We start from the raw sequence: 17,459 nt of genomic DNA, 5'->3' as shown, positions 1-17,459 counted from the left end.
CGCGGCGGGCTCGGACCTGCGGACCGCAGCCTGCGGCGGCGAGGACTACAAGCTGCTCTTCACGGCGGCTCCCGACGCCGCCGGGAGCCTCGCCGCAGCGTTCCGCGCCCGCTTCGGCCGCCCCGTCCACCCCATCGGCCGCATCACGGCCGGCCGGGGGCTCGTCTGGATGCGCGGCGGACGTCCCGAGCCGCTCGACTGGCACGGCTTCACGCACTACTGATTTTTTCGGCCGAATCCTTCGATAGTTGGGCGAGAATCGTTATTTTTGCGCAACCAATCCTTAAAAACCCACCACAACAATGGAGGACATCATCACACTTCACGACAGGACGTTCCGGATCATGATTCCCGCCGAGAAGATCGACGAAGCGGTGAGCAACGTGGCCGCCCGCATCAATGCCGACTATGCCGACAAGCAGACACCGCTGTTCGTCGGCGTACTGAACGGTTCGTTCATGTTCATGAGCGACCTGATCAAAAAGATCGAGTTCCAGAACGAGCTTTCGTTCGTCAAGCTGGCCTCCTACGAAGGCACGACCTCGACCGGCGAGGTAAAGAGCCTCATCGGCTTGAGCACCCCGATCGAGGGACGCCACGTCATCATCGTCGAGGACATCGTCGACACGGGCGAGTCGATCGACCACATGATCGGCGAGCTCGAACAGCACCACCCCGCCTCGATCGCCGTCTGCACGCTCTTCTTCAAGCCGGGCTCGTACCGCAAGCAGCGGCCCATCAAGTACCGCGCCATGGAGATCGGCAACGAGTTCATCGTCGGATACGGCCTGGACTACGACCAGCTGGGCCGCAGCCTGAAAGACATCTACGTCGTCACGGAATGATTCCCGATACACATAGCGAACTGCTCGACGGGGGGCGCCGCCTGCCCCTCGTCGAGGATTTCTACACCATCCAGGGCGAAGGGTTCCACGCCGGGAAACCGGCCTACTTCATCCGCCTGGGCGGCTGCGACGTCGGCTGCCGCTGGTGCGACGCCAAATACACGTGGAACCCGAAACTCTACCCGCCGACCGACGTGGCCACGGTCATCGCGCGGGCCACGGCCTGCCCGGCGCAGGCCATCGTCATCACGGGCGGCGAGCCGCTGCTCTACCCGCTGGGCGTGCTGACGGGAACGCTGCGCGAAAAGGGGCTCCGGATTTTCCTCGAGACCTCCGGCACCCACCCCTTCAGCGGGGTCTTCGACTGGGTATGCCTCTCGCCGAAGCGGCAGCAGCCGCCCCTTGCGGAGGCCTTCGCCCGGGCCGACGAGCTGAAGGTCATCGTCGAGAGCGAGGAGGACTTCGCATGGGCCGAGCAAAACGCCGCGCAGGTCGGCCCGGAGTGCATGCTCTACCTGCAACCCGAATGGAGCGTCTCGGAGCGTGTGATGCCCGCGATCGTCGAGTACGCCAAGGCGCACCCGCAGTGGAACATCTCGATCCAGACGCACAAATACATGCACATTCCCTGACGCGATGAAATTCCGTTTCGGCCGCAAATTCTGGATCATCGTCACGACAATCATCGTGGTTTTCACGGTCTTCGTGATCGGCCGCCATGTCGTCCACGCCGTGAAGATCAAACGGCAGATCAACGCCCTGAACCGCGAGAAGGAGCGGCATCAGCAGAAGATCGCCCGCGACAGCGCCCTGCTCGAGCAGCTGCGCTACGACGACTACCTGGAGGAGTACGCCCGCGAGCACTACCACATGCAGCGCCGCGACGAGCACGTCTACATCATCGAGGAGTAACGCGGCAGGCTCCCGGGACCGCAATAAGGGCCGCCGCACACGGGGGGCCGACGGAAGAATACCGACCACCGGAAGAACCCCGGGCCGCAAGCAGAGACCGGACCGCAGGAAGAACCCAGGGCCGCAGAAAAAGGAGCGGACCGCAGAAAGGGATGCCCGAAAACCGTATCTTCGCCTTATGAACGACGAGTTGCAACATACGACGCAGGATTTCACCGCCTCGCTCCCCGCGGCCCAGTACATCGCCGCCTACCGCGATGCACGGCGCTTCGGCGCCTGCTGCCGCGCCTGCCCCAACTACGGCCGCAGCTGGGCCTGCCCGCCCTTCGATTTCGACATGGACGACTACCTCTCGGGCTACCGCACGGCCCTGATCATCGCCACGAAGGTCACCCCGCTGCACCGCGGCCTGCCCCTCTCGGAGGCCGAGCGGCTGCTGCGGCCCACGCGGCTGTGGCACGAGCGGCTGCTGCTCGACCTCGAGGCCCGCTACGGCGGCCGGGCCTTCGCCTACACTGGAACCTGCCTCTACTGCCCGAAGGGGAGCTGCACGCGTCCCGAGGGTCGGCCGTGCCGCCATCCCGAGCGGGTGCGGCCCTCGCTCGAGGCGTGCGGCTTCGACCTCTGCCGCACGACCGAGTCCCTGATGGGCATTCCGCTGCGGTGGAGCACCGACGGGCGGCTGCCCGAGTACCTGACCCTCGTGGGCGGATTTTTTCACAACGCCGACGCGATCGACCTGAAGGCCGTCTGGCAAGAGCTCAAGCCATGAAACAGCTGCTGCGATTGATTTTTGCCTGTGCGGCGCTTGCGGCCACAGGATGCACGCCCCGTGCGGAGGAGGCCCTGACGGTCGACAGCTTCCTCGCCACGGAGCGTCCCGACAGTGCGCTGCAACTGCTGCGAAGGATGGACCCCGCGCGGATGAGCCGCAACGGACGGGTCCGCTGGTCGCTGATGACGGGGCTCTCCGAGGTCGCCTCGGGCGACACGCTCGCGGGCAAGGCGCGGCTCGACCGTGCGATGCGCTACTACGACCGGCACGGCACGGAGGGCGAGCGGGCCGAGGCGTGGTACATGTACGCCAAGGCCCACATCGAGCTCGGCGACATGGAGGAGGGCATCCGGGGCTACACCGAGGCGGCAATCCTGGCCGAAAAGGCCCTTGCCGGAACCCGCTCCGGCGAGGATACCCCGCAGCGGAAGCGGACCAGGACGCTGCTCGTAGTCATCTACCACACGCTCGGACTGCTCTATTTCGAGCAGGGATACGACGCCGTGGAGCCCTTTGCGAAGGCCGTCGAGGCGGCCCGCGCGAACGGCAATGCGGAGCAGGAGGGCTACAGCCGTTTCATGCTCGCCTCGGCCCACTGCGCCGCCGGAGACTACAGGCAGGCGATCGAGATGCTGGCGCCGCTCGTCGAGGCGGCCGATACGATCCCGTTCCGCTACTTCGCCCAGCAAATACGCATACAAAACCTCGTATTCCATACCTACCTCGGGGACTGGACCCCTGCGCAGCTGCTGGCCGCACGCGACAGCATCGACCTCGACGTGATCCGCCGGGCGTCGCTCTCCTACGGTACGGCCGTCTCGGAGGATACCGGACGGTCGTTCTACGACGTGGCTTCGGCGATCATCTTCCAGCGGGACGGGCAGCTCGACTCGGCCCGCCATTACATTGAAATGGCGCTCGACTGCCGGGATACGTTCCATCAGGGAAGTGTCGGGCTGTTCAACCTGGCCGCGGGGATTTACCACGACCGGGACGACGACGCCCGGGCCTACGACTACATGCAGCAGTACGTCGCGGTGAAGGATTCGCTCTTCGAGGTGCAGCGCGGGGCGCAGGTCGCCGAGCTCGAACGCCGCTACCGCACGGCCAACGACGTGGCGCTGCGCGAGGCGTCGCTGCGTTACCGTGCCTGGATCGCCGCGCTGACGGCCCTGCTGGTGGTCATGGCGGCGGGATGGGCCGTGGTCAGCTACCGCCGCAAGCTGCGCCGCCGCGACAGCCAGTTGAGCGAGACGCTCGCGCTGCTCGACTCCTACCGCGAGTCGCACGACAGCCTTACGTCCCGGCTCGATGCATCGGATGCTCGCGAGGCGGCCGTGAAACGGCTGCTGGAGGGGCGTGTGGCCGCCGTGCGCGACATTGCCGCGACCTGCTACACCTACGGCGAGGGCGAGCGGCTGACGGCCAAGATGCGCGAGCTGGCCTTGAGCCCCGCGATGCTGGCCGATGTCGTCGGCATGGCCGACCTCTACAGCGACCGGGCCGTCACACGCCTTCGGGAGCAGTTCCCCGACTGGACGGCGCGCAACTACGACTTTGCGGCGCTGGTCATCGCGGGTTTTACGCCGCAGGAGATCTGCGTCATGCTGGAGATGTCCTTGAACGGCGTCTACACGCTCAAGTCGAAACTCAAGCGGCGCATCGCCGAATCCGCCACTCCGGAGCGCGAGCGGCTGCTCGGATTCTTCGCCTGACAGGCGAATGGATAGCGCCCACCCCGCCGGCAAGGCCTTTCGGGCCGCCGGTAAGATTTTTCGCGACCCATCCGTTGCAAATCAGCGCGTTGCAATTTTGCACGCAAGATAAAATGCACACCGGCAAGGCCACGCGGAGCCTATCTTTGCAGTAGAAGAAGACACTTCACAAACTGCAAAAACGATGAAGTCGCACACTCTCTTTTTTCTGTTGATTCCGGTCGTGATCCTGTGGACGGTCGCGGCCGCACAAGCCCAAACGACACCCCCAACGACGCCCCGCCCGGCCGCTGCCGACGCAATCCGCGGCCGGATCGTCGATGCGGCGGATGCCCCCGTCGCCGGGGCGGCCGTCATCCTCTTCGACCGCGACTCGGTCTACCTCGGGGCCGCGGCCTCGGGTACGGACGGACGCTTCGAACTCCGCCCGGCGGTGCGTCCCTACCGGCTGCAAATCCAGCACCTGGCCTATGAACTCCGCACCGTCGAGTCGGACCGCACGGAGCTGGGCGACATCCGCCTCACGGAGGCCGCCACGGCGGTCGACGCCGTCGTGGTGAAAGGGGAACGCCCCGTGGTGAAGGTCGAGCAGGGGCGGCTGAACTACGACCTCGGGCGGCTGACCGAGGGGCAGGCCGTGAACAACGCCTACGAGGCCCTGACGCGCCTGCCGGGCGTCTCGGAGCAAGAGGGGGCGCTGACGCTGGCCGGCGCCTCGTCCGTCACAGTGATTCTGAACGGACGCCCCTCGACGATGACCCCCGAGCAGCTGGCCGCGCTGCTGCGCTCGACACCCGTCGAGCGGGTCGAGAAGGCCGAGGTGATGTTCAGCGCCCCGCCGCAGTACCATGTCCGCGGAGCCGCGATCAACGTCGTGCTGCGCCGCGGCCACGAGACGGCCTTTTCGGGCGAGGTGCACGCCAACTACTCGAACCGCTGGTACGACACCTACGATGCCGGCGGCAGCTTCGCGCTCACGTCGCCCAAGTGGTCGGCCGACGTCACCTATACGGCGGCCCGGAGCAAGGAACTGTCGAGTTTCGACCTGCACTCGCGGCACACCTTCGCCGGGCAGCAATACGACATCCGGCAGGATGAGTGGATGACGGGCGAAGGGTGGAGCCACCGGTTGCGCGCCGCCGTGGAGTACTCCCCAAAGCAGCGGGGACGCTTGAGCGCCGCCTATACCGGCTCCTTCTCGCCGAATACGGACGGACTGTCGCGCTCGACGGGAACCTACGTCAGCTCGATCTCGAAGAAGTTGAGCGACCAGTCGCTGCACAACCTCGCGCTGCGCTACGTCGCGGCCTGCGGCCTCGACGTGGGCGTCGACTACACCCATTACGACAATCCCGAGCGGACGCGGCTCGAAAACGACTATGCCGCCGCTCCGGCCACGGCCTTCGACGTCACGTCGGGCCAGCGCATCGACCGGCTGAACGTGACAGCCGACGAACGCCACGCATTCGTGTCGGGCTGGGAACTGACGGCCGGCGGCGCCTTCGGCTTCGCCCGCTCGCACGACTGGCAGCACTACCCCGTACTCGAGGGCTCGCCCGCGACGACCGACACCGACGCGCGGCTCGACGAATACACCGCCAATCTCTATGCCGGTTTCGGACGGCAGTTCGGGAAGGTGGGCTTCACGGCATCGCTTGCCGGGGAGTACTACCGGCTGGGCGACTACGAAAACTGGTCGCTCTATCCGCAGGCGTCGATGACCTGGACGCCCTCCGAACGGCACATCGTGCAGCTGAACTTCTCATCGGACAAGGAGTACCCCGCCTACTGGGAGATGCAGGGGGCGATCTCCTACATCGACGGCTATTCGGAGATTCACGGCACGCCGGGGCTCCGCCCCTCGCGCAGCTACGAGGCGCAGGCCGTCTACATCTACCGTCAGAAGTACATCTTCGTCCTCTTCTGGAACGAGCGGCCCGACTACTTCGTGCAGGCCGCCTGGCAGGCATCCGACCGGCTGGCGATGATCTACCAGTCGCTCAACTGGAACTTCAACCGGCAGTGGGGCGCCAACGCCGTCCTCCCGTTCAGAATCGGCAAATGGCTCGACTCGCGGCTGACCCTCACGGGGATGCGCATGCGGCAGCAGTGCGATCCGTTCCACGACATGGCGTTCGATCGTTCGAAATGGGTCGGCATCGCCCGCCTCGTGAACACCTTTCACGTGAGCCGCAAACCCGCCATCGACCTCGAAGTAAACGGATTTTTCCAGTCGGGAGCCATCCAGGGCACCTTCGACATCGAACCGCTCGGATCTGCCGACGCCGCCGTGAAGTGGACCTTCGACCGGAGCCGCGCGACGCTCTCGGTGCGCTGCAGCGACCTTTTCGACAGCGGCATGCCCAACACCAAGGTTCGCTACCGCGGGCAGTGGCTCGACATGGGGGCGCAGCGCTACACACGTACCGTAACCGTCCACCTCTCCTACCGCTTCGGCGGCTACAAGGAGCGTAAGCACAAGGAGGTCGACACCTCGCGATTCGGACACTAAACAAATACGACAGCCATGAAACTTTTGAAACTCGGGAGGACGCTGCTCCTCCTTGCGATGCTCGCATGCGGGCTCTACGCTCCGGCCCAGACGCCCGCCGACCTGCGCATGGGCGAACTGCTCAACGGCGGCGATCCCTTCCGCCTTCGGGAGGAGTATCCGCAGCTGAAGGATTCCCTCTCCATCGAAATACTCGACCTGCTCGCCCGCAGCCAGCTCGGAATCGCCTTTAACCGGCCCGAGGAGGCTGCCCCGGCACTCGATTCGCTCCTGCTGCTCCATCAGGACGCGCTCGGCGCGGAGAGCACCCTCTCGATGGCGGCGCTGCGGGCCATGAACCTGCTGAATCTGGGAATGTATGCGCAGGCCGGGGCCGCCGGAGGCGATCTGGTGCGGGCGCTCGAAGGCTCCCTGCCGTTCGAATCCTATTTCGGGCTCGTCTACATCGAGCGGATCGGCAAGGCTCTCTCCGACACACCCGCCCCGCGTCTCGAACGGCCCGAACGCACGGTGACGGTGCCAATGAAATACGAAGCCGTCGGCCGCGGGCATCATTTCTACATCCCGGTCGAGGTGAACGGACAGACGCGCGACTTCGTCTTCGACACGGGCTGCTCGTCGGGCTGCTTCGTCTCGGAGCACTATGCCGCGGAGGTCGGGCTGCGGATCGTGGCTGACTCGATTCCGGTTTCGGGCATGACGGTCGGCTTCGTCAAACTGGCGGTGGCAGATTCTCTGCGCATCGGCGAGCTGGTCTACCGCCATCCCTTCTTTCTCGTCGCACCGCCCGACCCCGAGGTCGATGCCGAGTTTGCATTCGACGGCATTATCGGCTACGACCTGCTCCGGGCCGTCGGGGAGGTCGTCGTCGACAACGAGGCGGGCGTGTTCCGCTTCCCCGTGAAGCCCTCCGACGGCGAACCCGACATGTACCTCTCGGGGAACACTCCGCACGTAAGGATCGAATACGGGGGCGAACCCTTCGAGATGGTCTTCGACACGGGCAACGTGAAGAGCGATCTCGACAGCGGTTTTGCGTAGCGGTTTCCCGAAGCCGTGGCAGGGCTTGCACGGCATACGACCCGCCGGGGCGGCTTCGGCGGCATCGAGGAGTTCGAGGCGGTGACGCTTCCCGAATTCCGTTTCCGGGCAGCCGGGCGCGACGTGGTGCTGCACGACACGGAGGTGATCTGCGACGAGGCGGAGGGCGGCCTGCTGCTCACCGCCGGGTCGCTGGGCGCCGATTTCGTCCGTTCGTTCCGGCGGCTGACGATCAACTACGAGCGGATGTTCCTCCGCGGCGAGTAGAACGGAGGCTCTCTCCTCTCTCCCCTCACCTGCTTCCTCCGCCTCCTCTCCTACCCTCTCTGTCTCCGCTCTTCCCCGCCCCGCGTTTTCCCACCCCCCCGCGTCCAAACAAAAATCCCCGTCCGCAGACGGGGATTTTTCATATTCCGTACACCGGGTGACAGGCCCATCCGGATTCGGGACGGCCCGCCGGCCCGCACGCTATACCAGACCCGAGAAGCCCATGAAGGCCATGGCCAGGATACCGGCCGTGATGAGCGCGATGGGCACGCCGCGGAACGACTTGGGCACATCCTCGAAGTCGAGGCGCTCGCGGATACCGGCAAAGAGCACCAGCGCGAGGGCGAAGCCCAGGGCCGTTGCCACCGAGTAGGTGACGCTCTGCAGCAGCGTGTACTCCTTCTGGATCATCAGGATCGCCACACCCAGCACGGCGCAGTTCGTCGTGATCAGCGGCAGGAAAATACCCAGCGCCTGATAGAGCGACGGCGAGAGTTTCTTCAGCATGATCTCGACCATCTGCACCAGCGCCGCGATGACGAGGATGAAGACGATCGTCTGCATGTACTCGATGTGCAGCGGCACGAGGATGTAGGTCTGAATGGGCCATGCCACGACCGCCGTGAGGGCCATGACGAAGGTCACGGCGGCCCCCATACCCATGGAGGTCTCGACCTTCGACGACACGCCCAGGAAGGGGCAGATGCCGAGGAACTGCGCCAGCACGACGTTGTTGACGAAGATGGCGCCGATGATAATGGCAAAATAGGAAATCTCCATGACTATTTCTTGGCTAATTTGTTAAACAGAACCATGAGGTAGCCGAGCGTGAGGAAGCCGCCCGGTGCGAGGACGAAGACCAGCGGCATGTAGTCGGCCGTGCCGAGGCTCACGCCGAAGATTGCACCGCTGCCCAGAATCTCGCGCACGGCGCCGATGACCGTCAGCGAGGCCGTGAAGCCCAGACCGATGCCGATACCGTCGAGGATCGAGTCGAACGGCGAGTTCTTCGAGGCGAAGGCCTCGGCGCGGCCCAGGATGATGCAGTTGACGACGATTAGCGGGATGAAGACGCCCAGCGCGGCGTAGAGTGCCGGGACAAAGGCCTTCATGAGCATCTCGATGATGGTCACGAACGAGGCGATGATGACGATGAACGCCGGGATGCGCACCTTGTCGGGGATGATGTTCTTGACGAGCGAGATCACCAGGTTCGACATGATCAGCACGGCCATCGTGGCCAGACCCATGCCCATGCCGTTCTCGGCCGAGGTCGTCGTTCCCAGCGTGGGGCACATGCCCAGCACGAGGACGAACGTCGGGTTGTTCTTGACGATGCCGCTCAATATGATTTTCAGCTTATTCATTTTGACCTCCTTCCTGAGCCGCGGGCTCGTTGGTTTCTGCAGCCGTATTCGTAGCGCCCGAAGCGACGTCGGCCGCAGCCTCGCCCGTCGCTACGCTCTTGTAGGCCATCCATGCGCGGTTGATCGCGTCGACGTAGGCGCGCGACGAGATCGTCGCGGCCGTCAGGGCATCGACGTCGCCGCCGTCCTTGCGCACGGCCAGCTTGCCGTCGACGAGCTGCTTCTGCGCGAGGTTCTGACCCTGGATGCTCGCGAGCAGCGGGTTGCCCTCGTCGGCCATCTTCGTGCCGAGGCCCGGGGTCTCGGTCTGCTTCAGGACGTTGACGTTGATGACCTCGCCGGCGGGCGTGAAGCCCACCATGAGGTTGATGGCGCCGCCGAAGCCCAGCTTCGACATCGTCTCCACGGCATAGCCCACGACCTCGTCGCCCGACGTGGCGGTATAGACCGTAATCGGCATCTCGTCGATCTTCATCGTCTCGGGCGTCGTGGCGTCGAACGCCGGCAGCACGCCCTTCAGCGCCTCGACCTTCGCGGCCTGCTCGGCCAGCGCGATCGGCTCGGCGGTAATCATGTTCACGGCGCCCACACCGGCCGAAGCCACGAGGGTGATGCCGAAGAGGACTGCCGTCATGTTCAAAAGAGTGCTTTTCATTGCTTGTCCTCCTTTATTTCACGCCGAAGCGCTTGGGTTTGACATATTTGTTGATCAGGGGCACGCACGAGTTCATGATCAGGATCGCGAACGACATACCCTCGGGGTAGGCGCCCCACAGGCGGATGAGCATCGTGATCAGACCGATGCCCACGGCGAAGATCACGCCGCCCTTGACCGTCATCGGCGAGGTCGAGTAATCGGTAGCCATGAAGATGGCGCCGAGCATCGCACCGCCGGCCAGCACATGGAAGAGCGGGAACTGCCACAGCAGCGCGCCGCCCTCAGCCCGGGTCAGGGCCACGACGAAGGCGAAGAGGGCCATCGTCACGAGCACCGTCACGGGGATGTGCCACGTGATGACGCGGCGCCAGAGCAGGTAGACGAAACCGGCGAGCAGCGCCAGCGCGGCGACCTCACCGAGCGAACCGGGCATGTTGCCCAGCAGCAGCTCCTGCGTGCCGAGCACGTCGGCCGCGGCACCGTGCTTGACGGCAGCCAGCGGCGTGGCGCCCGAGAGGGCGTCGAACGACCCGCTCACCGGCATCGGGAACGTGGTCATCTGCACCGGGTAGGCGATCAGCAGGAAGACACGGCCCACCAGCGCGGGGTTGAAGGGGTTTTTGCCCAGGCCTCCGAAGGTCATCTTCGCCACGGCGATGGCGACGAATGCGCCGACCACGACGATCCACCAGGGAATCGATGCCGGGAGGTTGAAGGCCAGCAGCACGCCCGTCACGACGGCCGACCAGTTGGAGATCGTCAGCGCACCGCGGACCAGGAATTTCTGAATCAGGTACTCGAACACCACGCACGACGCAACCGAAAGGGCCACGACGCGCAGGACGTCCCATCCGAACACGACGGTCGAGACGACCAGTGCGGGCATCAGCGCGATCACGACATCGCGCATGATCTTCGCCGTGGACTGGGCCGTCTGCACGTGCGGTGCGGGAGCAACAAGTAATTTGTTTGCCATATCTGTTTTACTTTTTTTCGGTTACTTTTTGGGCGCATTGGCTGCGGCACGGGCGCGGATGAGGCCCATGACGGTCTGTTTTCCGAGGCGTACCCAGTCCAGCAGCGGCAGGTAGGCCGGGCACGAAGACTGGCAGCAGCCGCACTCGATGCACGAGGTGATCATCTGCTGCTCGAGCACCTCCCAGTTCTTCTTCTGGGACATCTTCGAGAGGTAGTAGGGTTCGAGACCCATCGGGCAGGCGGCGACGCACTTGGCGCACTTGATGCACTGCGAGGCTTCGCGGCGCTCGGCATCGCGTCCGCTCATCACGGTGATGCCCGAGCAACCCTTCGTCACGGGCGACGCGAGATTCACCATCGCACGGCCCATCATCGGACCGCCGTTGATGACCTTGAGCGACACGCCCTCGGGCAGGCCGCCGGCCGCCTCGAGCAGCGTCTCGATGGGCGTACCCATGCGCGTGAGGAGGTTCTTCGGCTCCTTCATGCCCTTGCCCGTGACGGTCACCACGCGCTCGATGAGCGGCATGTTCTTCTGCACGGCACGGTAGACGGCATAGGTCGTCGAGGCGTTGCAGACCACGGCGCCCACGTCGATCGGCAGGGCCGGCGGAGGCGGCACCTGACGGCCCGTGACGGCCGCGATGAGCTGTTTCTCACCGCCCTGCGGGTACTTCACCTTCAGCGGCACGATTTCGACACCCTTGTAGCCTGCGGCAAGTTTCGTGAGGTGCTCGATGGCGTCGGGCTTGTTGTTCTCGATGCCGACATAGGCCTTCTCCACACCGACGGCCTTCATGAGGATCGTCACGCCGACGAGCAACTCCTCGCCGTGCTCGAGCATCGTGCGGTGGTCCGACGTGAGGTAGGGCTCGCACTCCACACCGTTGATGATCAGCGCCTCGGCCTTCTTGCCGGGAGGCACCGACAGCTTCACGTGCGTGGGGAACGTCGCACCGCCCATGCCGACGATGCCCGCCTGCTTGATCTTGGCGATGATCTCGGCGCCCGAGAGCGTGCATTCGCGCACGAGCGTCTCCGAGCGGTCGATGCCTTCGGCCCACTCGTCGCCCTCGCGCTTGATCGTAATCATCATCTGGCGCAGTCCCTGGCCGTTAGGCACCATGTCTACGGCCGTCACCGTACCCGAAATCGGGGAGTGGATGTTCGCCGACATGAAACTGCCCGCCTCGGCGATGAGCTGGCCCGTGAGGACCTTGTCACCCTTGGCGACCTTCGCAACCGCGGGAGCTCCGATGTGCTGCGCGAGGGGAATCGTCACCACCTCGGGCAGCGGAAGCACCTCGATGGGCTTCGCGCAGCTCAATTTGTTTTCCGACGGATGGACTCCGCCTATTGGAAATGTCTTCATATTGCGTGTTCTGTTTTTATCGGTTCACTTATTCGGCTTTCGGCTTGGCTGCGGGCTTCTCGGCGGCAGGTTTTTCGGTAGCGGGCTTTTCAGCCGCGGGCGCAGCCTTCGGGGCAGCCGGTGCGGGCTTTTCAGCCGCGGGCGCAGCCTTCGGGGCAGTCGGAGCGGCCTTTTCAGCGGCGGGGGCAGCCTTCGGGGCAGCCTTCGGGGCGGCCGGTGCCTTGGGCTCCTTGGGCAGGGGCTCCATGCCGACGAGCCGGATGGCGCCCGTGGGGCACTCGTTCACGCACTTGCGGCAGAGCTTGCACTTCTGCGGGTCGATGTAGGCGAGGTTGTTCTCGACGGTGATGGCACCGAAGGCGCAGACCTTCTCGCACTTGCCGCAGCCGATACACCCGGCCTTGCAGGCCTTCATCACCACGGCTCCCTTGTCCTTCGAAACGCACGACACGTAGACCGCACGGTTCTTCGGCCACTTCTTGCGCAGCTCGATGATGCCCTTCGGGCAGGCCTTCACGCAGGCGCCGCAGGCCGTACACTTGTCGGGATCGACGACCGGAAGGCCCGTTGCCGGGTCGATCGTGATGGCACCGAACGTACAGGCCGTCACGCAGTCGCCGTAGCCCAGGCAGCCGAACGAGCAGCCCGTCTCACCGATGTAGAGCGACGAAGCCACGGCGCACGAGTGCACGCCGTCGTAGCGGTTCGTGCGGGGACGTTTCTCGCACGTGCCGCCGCAGCGCACCGTCGCCACCTGCGGCTCCTTCTCGGCAGCGGCCTTGCCCAGGTAGGCGGCCACGGCCTTCATCGTATCGCCTCCGCCCACGGGGCAGAAGAGCGACGAAATGTCGTCCTGCTTGACCAGCGCGTCGGCCATGCCGCGGCAGCCGGCAAAGCCGCAGCCACCGCAGTTGGCGCCGGGCAGCATCTTCTCCACTTCGTCGATGCGCGGGTCCTCCTCCACGCGGAACTTCTGTGCCACGACATAGAGAATCACCGCGGAAAGCACACCCAGCGCACACAGCGTCAGGATTGTGTAAAGTAATACTTCCATTTAGATTTTTGTTATTGTAAATTGAATTGTGTGTTCGATTTTCCGGCGGAAGAGCCACAGCACGACGTAGTAGAGCGCCACGCCGGCCAGGGCGGCCAGGGCGGCGCGCCCCTCGCTCCAGCCCAGCGGGCCGACGGCCACGACCAACACGGCCAAAAGTACAACCAGCGCCCCGACGTAGGCCAGCAGCACGGCGATGCCGCCCGCGCGGCGCCGCACGCCGACCACGACCGCATCGCCCGGCGCATAGCGCGCCGCATCCGCCGTGCGGACCTCGACGACCTTCTCCTGCGTCTCGGCCAGGCCGCACGCCTGCCGCGCCCTGCACGAACCGCAGGCGCTGTGGGAAGTGATCGTCACATGGACCGTATCGCCCTCGGTTCGTGACACCACTCCGCTATGTTCGATCTGTGAAGGCACGCCTAATCTCCGTATTTGTTGGTCAGGGGCATGAGCCGCTCATGGCCGAAGGAGCACATCGACAGACGCAGCACGGGCGGGAACTGGAAGCGTTTTTTCTCGTTGCGCATGATCATCGCATGGATCTTCTCGACGACCTCCGAATCAAAGCCGGCGTTGATGATCTCCTCGCGGTGCTGCCCCTCCTCGATCATACGGTAGAGGATGGCGTCGACCACCTCGTAGGGAGGCAAGATATCGGTATCCTTCTGTCCGGGATGCAGCTCCGACGAAGGCTCCTTGGTCAGGATGTTTTCGGGAATGGGGTCGCCCTGCGTGCGGTTGATGTAGCGGGCCACGTCGTAGATTTCGCCCTTGTAAAGGTCGCCCGTGGGGCTGAAGGCGCCCGCCGTATCGCCGTAGAGGGTGCAGAGACCCAGGGCGTTCTCGCTCTTGTTCGAGGAGTTCAGCAGGATGTAGCCGGTCTTGTTTTGCACGGCCATGAGCAGCACCGTGCGGATGCGGGTCTGGATGTTCTCCTCCGTGGAGTCGAACTCCGTGCCGCCGATCACCGGCTTGAGCGTGTTGACCACGCTGGTATAGATTTCCGAGATGGGAATGACGTTGTATTCGATGCCGAGGCGCTCGGCCAGCTGCTTGGCATCCTCGACCGAGTGGTCCGACGAGAAGGGCGAGGGCATGAGCAGCGCGCGGACATTTTCGCGGCCCAGCGCATCGGCGGCCAGGCAGGCCACCACGGCGGAGTCGATGCCGCCCGACAGGCCGATGCAGGCCTTCGTGTAGCCGTTCTTGAAGAAGAAGTCGCGCAGGCCGCAGCGGGCGGCTTCGTAGATCATGCGCGTGCGGTCGATGCCCGTGGGCACCGCAACGGGCGTGTTCGCGGCTTTCGTATCGAATATCCGGAAGTCCTCCTCAAAGCTCTTCATCATGAGCACCAGCTCGCCGCGGCTGTTCAGCGCGCCCGACGTGCCGTCGTAGACAATGTCGGTCGAGCCGCCGACCTGGTTGACCAGCACGATGTTCTTGCCCTCGACGAAGGCCAGGTGGCGCATCATCTCGTAGCGGTAGGTCATCATGCCGCGTCCGTACTTGCGGGCGTTGATCGAGATGATCGTCTCGACCGAGTGGTCGAAGTCGCGTTCCCGGCTCAGATCGTCGCCCACGATGATCGCGCAGCGGTGTCCCTTGATCGTGGCGTATTCGTAGCCCTTCGACGGGATGAGGAAGCCCATTTCGCGGCGTGCCGTGATGTATTTCTTGCCGACATACCGCAGCACCTTGCGGTCCTGGATGAGCGCCGCGGCGCTGATCGTGCCGTCGTTGGTGAGGACCGGAAGCCCCACGATCGCGGCAATGCCGTCGCAACAGGAGGCGATCTCCACGAGTGCGTCCTCGCACAACTCCAGGAAGGTGGTCTTGCGCAGCAGATCGAAAGCCGGAGTACCGCTGACGGCCTGTTCGGCGAAGATCACAAGATCGGCCTTCTGCGCTTTGGCCCGGGCGATGGCGTCGATGATTTTCGAGGTGTTGCCATCGATGTCTCCGATGGTGTAATTCAGCTGGGCGATAGCTATTTTCATCTACTGTAAATTTAGTCCGGAAACTATAACTCCGCAAAGTTAAGGATTATTTGGAAAAGTCGGAAAAATTTTCAATGTTAATAAATTAACATTTCCGGTCGCCCCGTTAATCAAAACGGATACACCCCGGCACGGCGCGTTCCGGCCGTCCGAAGCCGGAGAATGCCGAAACGGAAACTGCCGGAGAGGACCGGAGGCCGTCATCGGACTGCAATGAAGGCCGGATAGGGCCGCAACGGGCACCGCCGGGGCCGTTGCGGCCGGAGAAAACAGGCGACGGGCAGGAAAGGACCTGCCCGTCGCGTGCGGTGAATAAAGGTTCGGACTTCCTACTCCTCCGTCTGTTCGGGATCGGAGACGAGGATGCGCCCGCAGTATTCGCAGATGATGATCTTCTTGCCCTGGCGGATTTCGACCTGGCGCTGCGGCGGGATGCGGTTGAAGCAGCCTCCGCAGGCATCGCGCTTGACGGTCACCACGGCCAGTCCGTTGCGGACGTTGCGGCGGATGCGGTCATAGGCGGTCAGCAGACGCTCGTCGATCTTGGCCTTGGCGCGCTCGGCCTCGGCACCGTACTGCTCGACCAGCGGAGCCGTCTCGGCCTCGATACCCTCGAGTTCGCTCTTCTTGGCGTCGAGGTCGGCGCTGCGCTCCGCAACCCGGGCCTCGGCCTCCTCCAGCTGGAGTTTCTTCGACTTGATCGCCGCGGAATACTCCTTCAGGCGCTTCTCGGCCAGCTCGATTTCGAGTTCCTGGTATTCGATCTCCTTCGTGATGGCGTCGAACTCGCGGTTGTTGCGCACGTTGTTCTGCTGTTCCTTGTAGTTGCCGATCTGGATTTTGGCCTGGTCCACCTCGCGCTTGCGCTGTTTGGTCAGGGCATTGAGTTCCTCGATCTCGGCATTGATGTGCTCGATACGGGTCTTCATGCCCGCCATCTCATCCTCGAGGTCCTGCACCTCGAGAGGCAGTTCACCTTTCACCTTGTTGATTTCGTCGATCTTGCTGTCGATCTTCTGCAGCTCGTAGAGCGCCAGGATCTTCTCCTGCATCGAATAATCAACGTCGGCCGTCTTTTTCTGTGTTGCCATATAGTGTGTTGTATAGTTTGGACTAAACCAGATAGTTCACCGGATTGCGAGAGGCTTCACTCTTGCGAACCGCAAAGGTACATAAATTTTTCGATAAAATATCAAATAAAATCCGAATTGCGCAATATTCGCTCTCGAAATGGCCTATATCGGCTACCGTGAGGGCCTTATCGGGTGTCATGAAGTCGTTGTACTTCATGTCGGCGGTGATGTAGATGTCGGCCCCGGCGCGGCGTGCGTCGCCGATGAGCGAGGCCCCGGCACCCGTGCAGACCGCCACGCGGCGCACCGTCGGCGAGGCGATGTCGCTGTGGCGCACGACCCGCACGGCGAGCAGCCGCTGCATGCGGCGCATGAAGTCCACCGTCTCCTCCGCGGCGGGCAGTTCGCCCACGACGCCGAACCCGGCGCCCGCAGCCTCGTCCGTGGGCTGCAGCACGCGCAGGTTCTCCACGCCGAGCATCGAGGCCAGGCGCCAGCTCATGCCGCCGGGCGCGCTGTCGAGGTTCGTATGGCAGGCATAGAGGGCGATGCCGCGGCGGATGGCCCGCTCGACGCACCGCTGCACGGGATCGGCCGAATTGAAGCGCTTGAGCGCATGGAAGACGATCGGATGGTGCGTGATGACCAGGTCGCACCCTTCGCGTTCGGCCTCGTCGAGCACCTCCTCGGTCACGTCGACGGCCAGCAGGGCCCGGTGCACCTCATCGTCCGGACGCCCCACGATCAGCCCCGCGTTGTCGTAGGACTCTTGCAGGGAGAGCGGTGCGAACTGCTCGATGACGCCGGTTATCTCCTTGATCTTCATATCGGTCAGAATAACGATTGTTCGTAAAAGGCGAAGAGCTCCTTGTTTTCCGCCTCCTCCTTCT

The 17,459-nt window shown here is 64.1% G+C and carries 18 protein-coding genes and 1 pseudogene; 9 read left to right on the top strand and 10 right to left on the bottom strand.

Going from position 1 to position 17,459, the window contains the following annotated elements:
- From Q1Y33_RS03205 to Q1Y33_RS03165, 9 genes and pseudogenes are all read left to right on the top strand, one after another.
- Positions 1 to 223, top strand: a pseudogene (locus tag Q1Y33_RS03205) (thiamine-phosphate kinase); the annotation flags it as partial.
- Positions 224 to 302: 79 nt separating this feature from the next.
- The gene (gene hpt / locus Q1Y33_RS03200) at positions 303 to 845 is read left to right on the top strand and encodes a hypoxanthine phosphoribosyltransferase (RefSeq protein ID WP_300798204.1); all 543 of its coding nucleotides are present in this window, start codon (positions 303 to 305) and stop codon (positions 843 to 845) included.
- On the top strand, positions 842 to 1,477 hold the full coding sequence (locus Q1Y33_RS03195; protein WP_300798202.1) for a 7-carboxy-7-deazaguanine synthase QueE: 636 nt from the start codon (positions 842 to 844) through the stop codon (positions 1,475 to 1,477). The genes hpt and Q1Y33_RS03195 overlap by 4 nt, the downstream gene beginning before the upstream one ends.
- A gap of 4 nt (positions 1,478 to 1,481) precedes the next feature.
- The gene (locus tag Q1Y33_RS03190) at positions 1,482 to 1,757 is read left to right on the top strand and encodes a septum formation initiator family protein (protein ID WP_300798200.1); all 276 of its coding nucleotides are present in this window, start codon (positions 1,482 to 1,484) and stop codon (positions 1,755 to 1,757) included.
- Between the two features lie 178 nt (positions 1,758 to 1,935).
- Positions 1,936 to 2,529, top strand: coding sequence for a DUF2284 domain-containing protein (locus Q1Y33_RS03185; protein ID WP_300798199.1), 594 nt, complete (start codon positions 1,936 to 1,938; stop codon positions 2,527 to 2,529).
- Complete coding sequence (locus Q1Y33_RS03180) at positions 2,526 to 4,247, top strand: hypothetical protein (protein WP_300798198.1); 1,722 nt, start codon at positions 2,526 to 2,528, stop codon at positions 4,245 to 4,247. The genes Q1Y33_RS03185 and Q1Y33_RS03180 overlap by 4 nt, the downstream gene beginning before the upstream one ends.
- Before the next feature lie 184 nt (positions 4,248 to 4,431).
- On the top strand, positions 4,432 to 6,759 hold the full coding sequence (locus Q1Y33_RS03175; protein WP_300798197.1) for an outer membrane beta-barrel protein: 2,328 nt from the start codon (positions 4,432 to 4,434) through the stop codon (positions 6,757 to 6,759).
- 15 nt (positions 6,760 to 6,774) lie between these two features.
- Positions 6,775 to 7,800, top strand: a complete 1,026-nt coding sequence (locus Q1Y33_RS03170) for an aspartyl protease family protein (RefSeq protein ID WP_300798196.1) — start codon at positions 6,775 to 6,777, stop codon at positions 7,798 to 7,800.
- Positions 7,801 to 7,815: 15 nt separating this feature from the next.
- Positions 7,816 to 8,067, top strand: coding sequence for a hypothetical protein (locus tag Q1Y33_RS03165; RefSeq protein ID WP_300798195.1), 252 nt, complete (start codon positions 7,816 to 7,818; stop codon positions 8,065 to 8,067).
- Positions 8,068 to 8,268: 201 nt separating this feature from the next.
- Here Q1Y33_RS03165 and rsxA read toward each other — a convergent pair whose 3' ends face one another.
- From rsxA to Q1Y33_RS03115, 10 genes are all read right to left on the bottom strand, one after another.
- Entirely contained in the window at positions 8,269 to 8,847 is a 579-nt protein-coding gene (gene rsxA / locus Q1Y33_RS03160) for an electron transport complex subunit RsxA (RefSeq protein ID WP_300798194.1), read from the bottom strand.
- Positions 8,848 to 8,849: 2 nt separating this feature from the next.
- Positions 8,850 to 9,434 (bottom strand): electron transport complex subunit E, encoded by a 585-nt coding sequence (locus Q1Y33_RS03155; protein ID WP_300798193.1) that lies wholly within the window; start codon positions 9,432 to 9,434, stop codon positions 8,850 to 8,852.
- On the bottom strand, positions 9,427 to 10,089 hold the full coding sequence (locus tag Q1Y33_RS03150) for an RnfABCDGE type electron transport complex subunit G (protein WP_300798192.1): 663 nt from the start codon (positions 10,087 to 10,089) through the stop codon (positions 9,427 to 9,429). The genes Q1Y33_RS03155 and Q1Y33_RS03150 overlap by 8 nt, the downstream gene beginning before the upstream one ends.
- A gap of 13 nt (positions 10,090 to 10,102) precedes the next feature.
- Positions 10,103 to 11,068, bottom strand: a complete 966-nt coding sequence (locus Q1Y33_RS03145) for an RnfABCDGE type electron transport complex subunit D (protein WP_300798191.1) — start codon at positions 11,066 to 11,068, stop codon at positions 10,103 to 10,105.
- A gap of 21 nt (positions 11,069 to 11,089) precedes the next feature.
- Positions 11,090 to 12,442, bottom strand: coding sequence for an electron transport complex subunit RsxC (gene rsxC / locus Q1Y33_RS03140; RefSeq protein ID WP_300798189.1), 1,353 nt, complete (start codon positions 12,440 to 12,442; stop codon positions 11,090 to 11,092).
- A 28-nt stretch (positions 12,443 to 12,470) separates the two neighbouring features.
- Complete coding sequence (locus Q1Y33_RS03135; protein ID WP_300798187.1) at positions 12,471 to 13,496, bottom strand: RnfABCDGE type electron transport complex subunit B; 1,026 nt, start codon at positions 13,494 to 13,496, stop codon at positions 12,471 to 12,473.
- Complete coding sequence (locus Q1Y33_RS03130; protein ID WP_300798185.1) at positions 13,497 to 13,886, bottom strand: SoxR reducing system RseC family protein; 390 nt, start codon at positions 13,884 to 13,886, stop codon at positions 13,497 to 13,499.
- 32 nt (positions 13,887 to 13,918) lie between these two features.
- Positions 13,919 to 15,496: an NAD+ synthase gene (locus tag Q1Y33_RS03125; RefSeq protein WP_300798183.1), complete on the bottom strand. Its 1,578-nt coding sequence runs from the start codon at positions 15,494 to 15,496 to the stop codon at positions 13,919 to 13,921.
- Between the two features lie 329 nt (positions 15,497 to 15,825).
- Complete coding sequence (locus Q1Y33_RS03120) at positions 15,826 to 16,587, bottom strand: C4-type zinc ribbon domain-containing protein (protein WP_300798180.1); 762 nt, start codon at positions 16,585 to 16,587, stop codon at positions 15,826 to 15,828.
- 22 nt (positions 16,588 to 16,609) lie between these two features.
- Positions 16,610 to 17,395, bottom strand: coding sequence for a Nif3-like dinuclear metal center hexameric protein (locus tag Q1Y33_RS03115; RefSeq protein ID WP_300798178.1), 786 nt, complete (start codon positions 17,393 to 17,395; stop codon positions 16,610 to 16,612).
- Between the last annotated feature and the right edge of the window lie 64 nt (positions 17,396 to 17,459).

The organism is uncultured Alistipes sp., from assembly GCF_949296715.1.
Classification (GTDB): domain Bacteria; phylum Bacteroidota; class Bacteroidia; order Bacteroidales; family Rikenellaceae; genus Alistipes.
Note: the sequence above shows the minus strand (reverse complement) of the source record. Positions and strands in the feature narration are given on the sequence as shown.

Coding starts and splice junctions, on each gene's coding strand:
- Q1Y33_RS03175 (WP_300798197.1), top strand. CDS start 4,432: ATGAAGTCGCACACTCTCTTTTTTCTGTTGATTCCGGTCGTGATCCTG.
- Q1Y33_RS03120 (WP_300798180.1), bottom strand. CDS start 16,587: ATGGCAACACAGAAAAAGACGGCCGACGTTGATTATTCGATGCAGGAG.
- Q1Y33_RS03115 (WP_300798178.1), bottom strand. CDS start 17,395: ATGAAGATCAAGGAGATAACCGGCGTCATCGAGCAGTTCGCACCGCTC.
- rsxC (WP_300798189.1), bottom strand. CDS start 12,442: ATGAAGACATTTCCAATAGGCGGAGTCCATCCGTCGGAAAACAAATTG.
- Q1Y33_RS03185 (WP_300798199.1), top strand. CDS start 1,936: ATGAACGACGAGTTGCAACATACGACGCAGGATTTCACCGCCTCGCTC.
- Q1Y33_RS03195 (WP_300798202.1), top strand. CDS start 842: ATGATTCCCGATACACATAGCGAACTGCTCGACGGGGGGCGCCGCCTG.
- Q1Y33_RS03190 (WP_300798200.1), top strand. CDS start 1,482: ATGAAATTCCGTTTCGGCCGCAAATTCTGGATCATCGTCACGACAATC.
- rsxA (WP_300798194.1), bottom strand. CDS start 8,847: ATGGAGATTTCCTATTTTGCCATTATCATCGGCGCCATCTTCGTCAAC.
- Q1Y33_RS03145 (WP_300798191.1), bottom strand. CDS start 11,068: ATGGCAAACAAATTACTTGTTGCTCCCGCACCGCACGTGCAGACGGCC.
- Q1Y33_RS03155 (WP_300798193.1), bottom strand. CDS start 9,434: ATGAATAAGCTGAAAATCATATTGAGCGGCATCGTCAAGAACAACCCG.
- Q1Y33_RS03180 (WP_300798198.1), top strand. CDS start 2,526: ATGAAACAGCTGCTGCGATTGATTTTTGCCTGTGCGGCGCTTGCGGCC.
- Q1Y33_RS03170 (WP_300798196.1), top strand. CDS start 6,775: ATGAAACTTTTGAAACTCGGGAGGACGCTGCTCCTCCTTGCGATGCTC.
- Q1Y33_RS03125 (WP_300798183.1), bottom strand. CDS start 15,496: ATGAAAATAGCTATCGCCCAGCTGAATTACACCATCGGAGACATCGAT.
- Q1Y33_RS03135 (WP_300798187.1), bottom strand. CDS start 13,496: ATGGAAGTATTACTTTACACAATCCTGACGCTGTGTGCGCTGGGTGTG.
- Q1Y33_RS03150 (WP_300798192.1), bottom strand. CDS start 10,089: ATGAAAAGCACTCTTTTGAACATGACGGCAGTCCTCTTCGGCATCACC.
- hpt (WP_300798204.1), top strand. CDS start 303: ATGGAGGACATCATCACACTTCACGACAGGACGTTCCGGATCATGATT.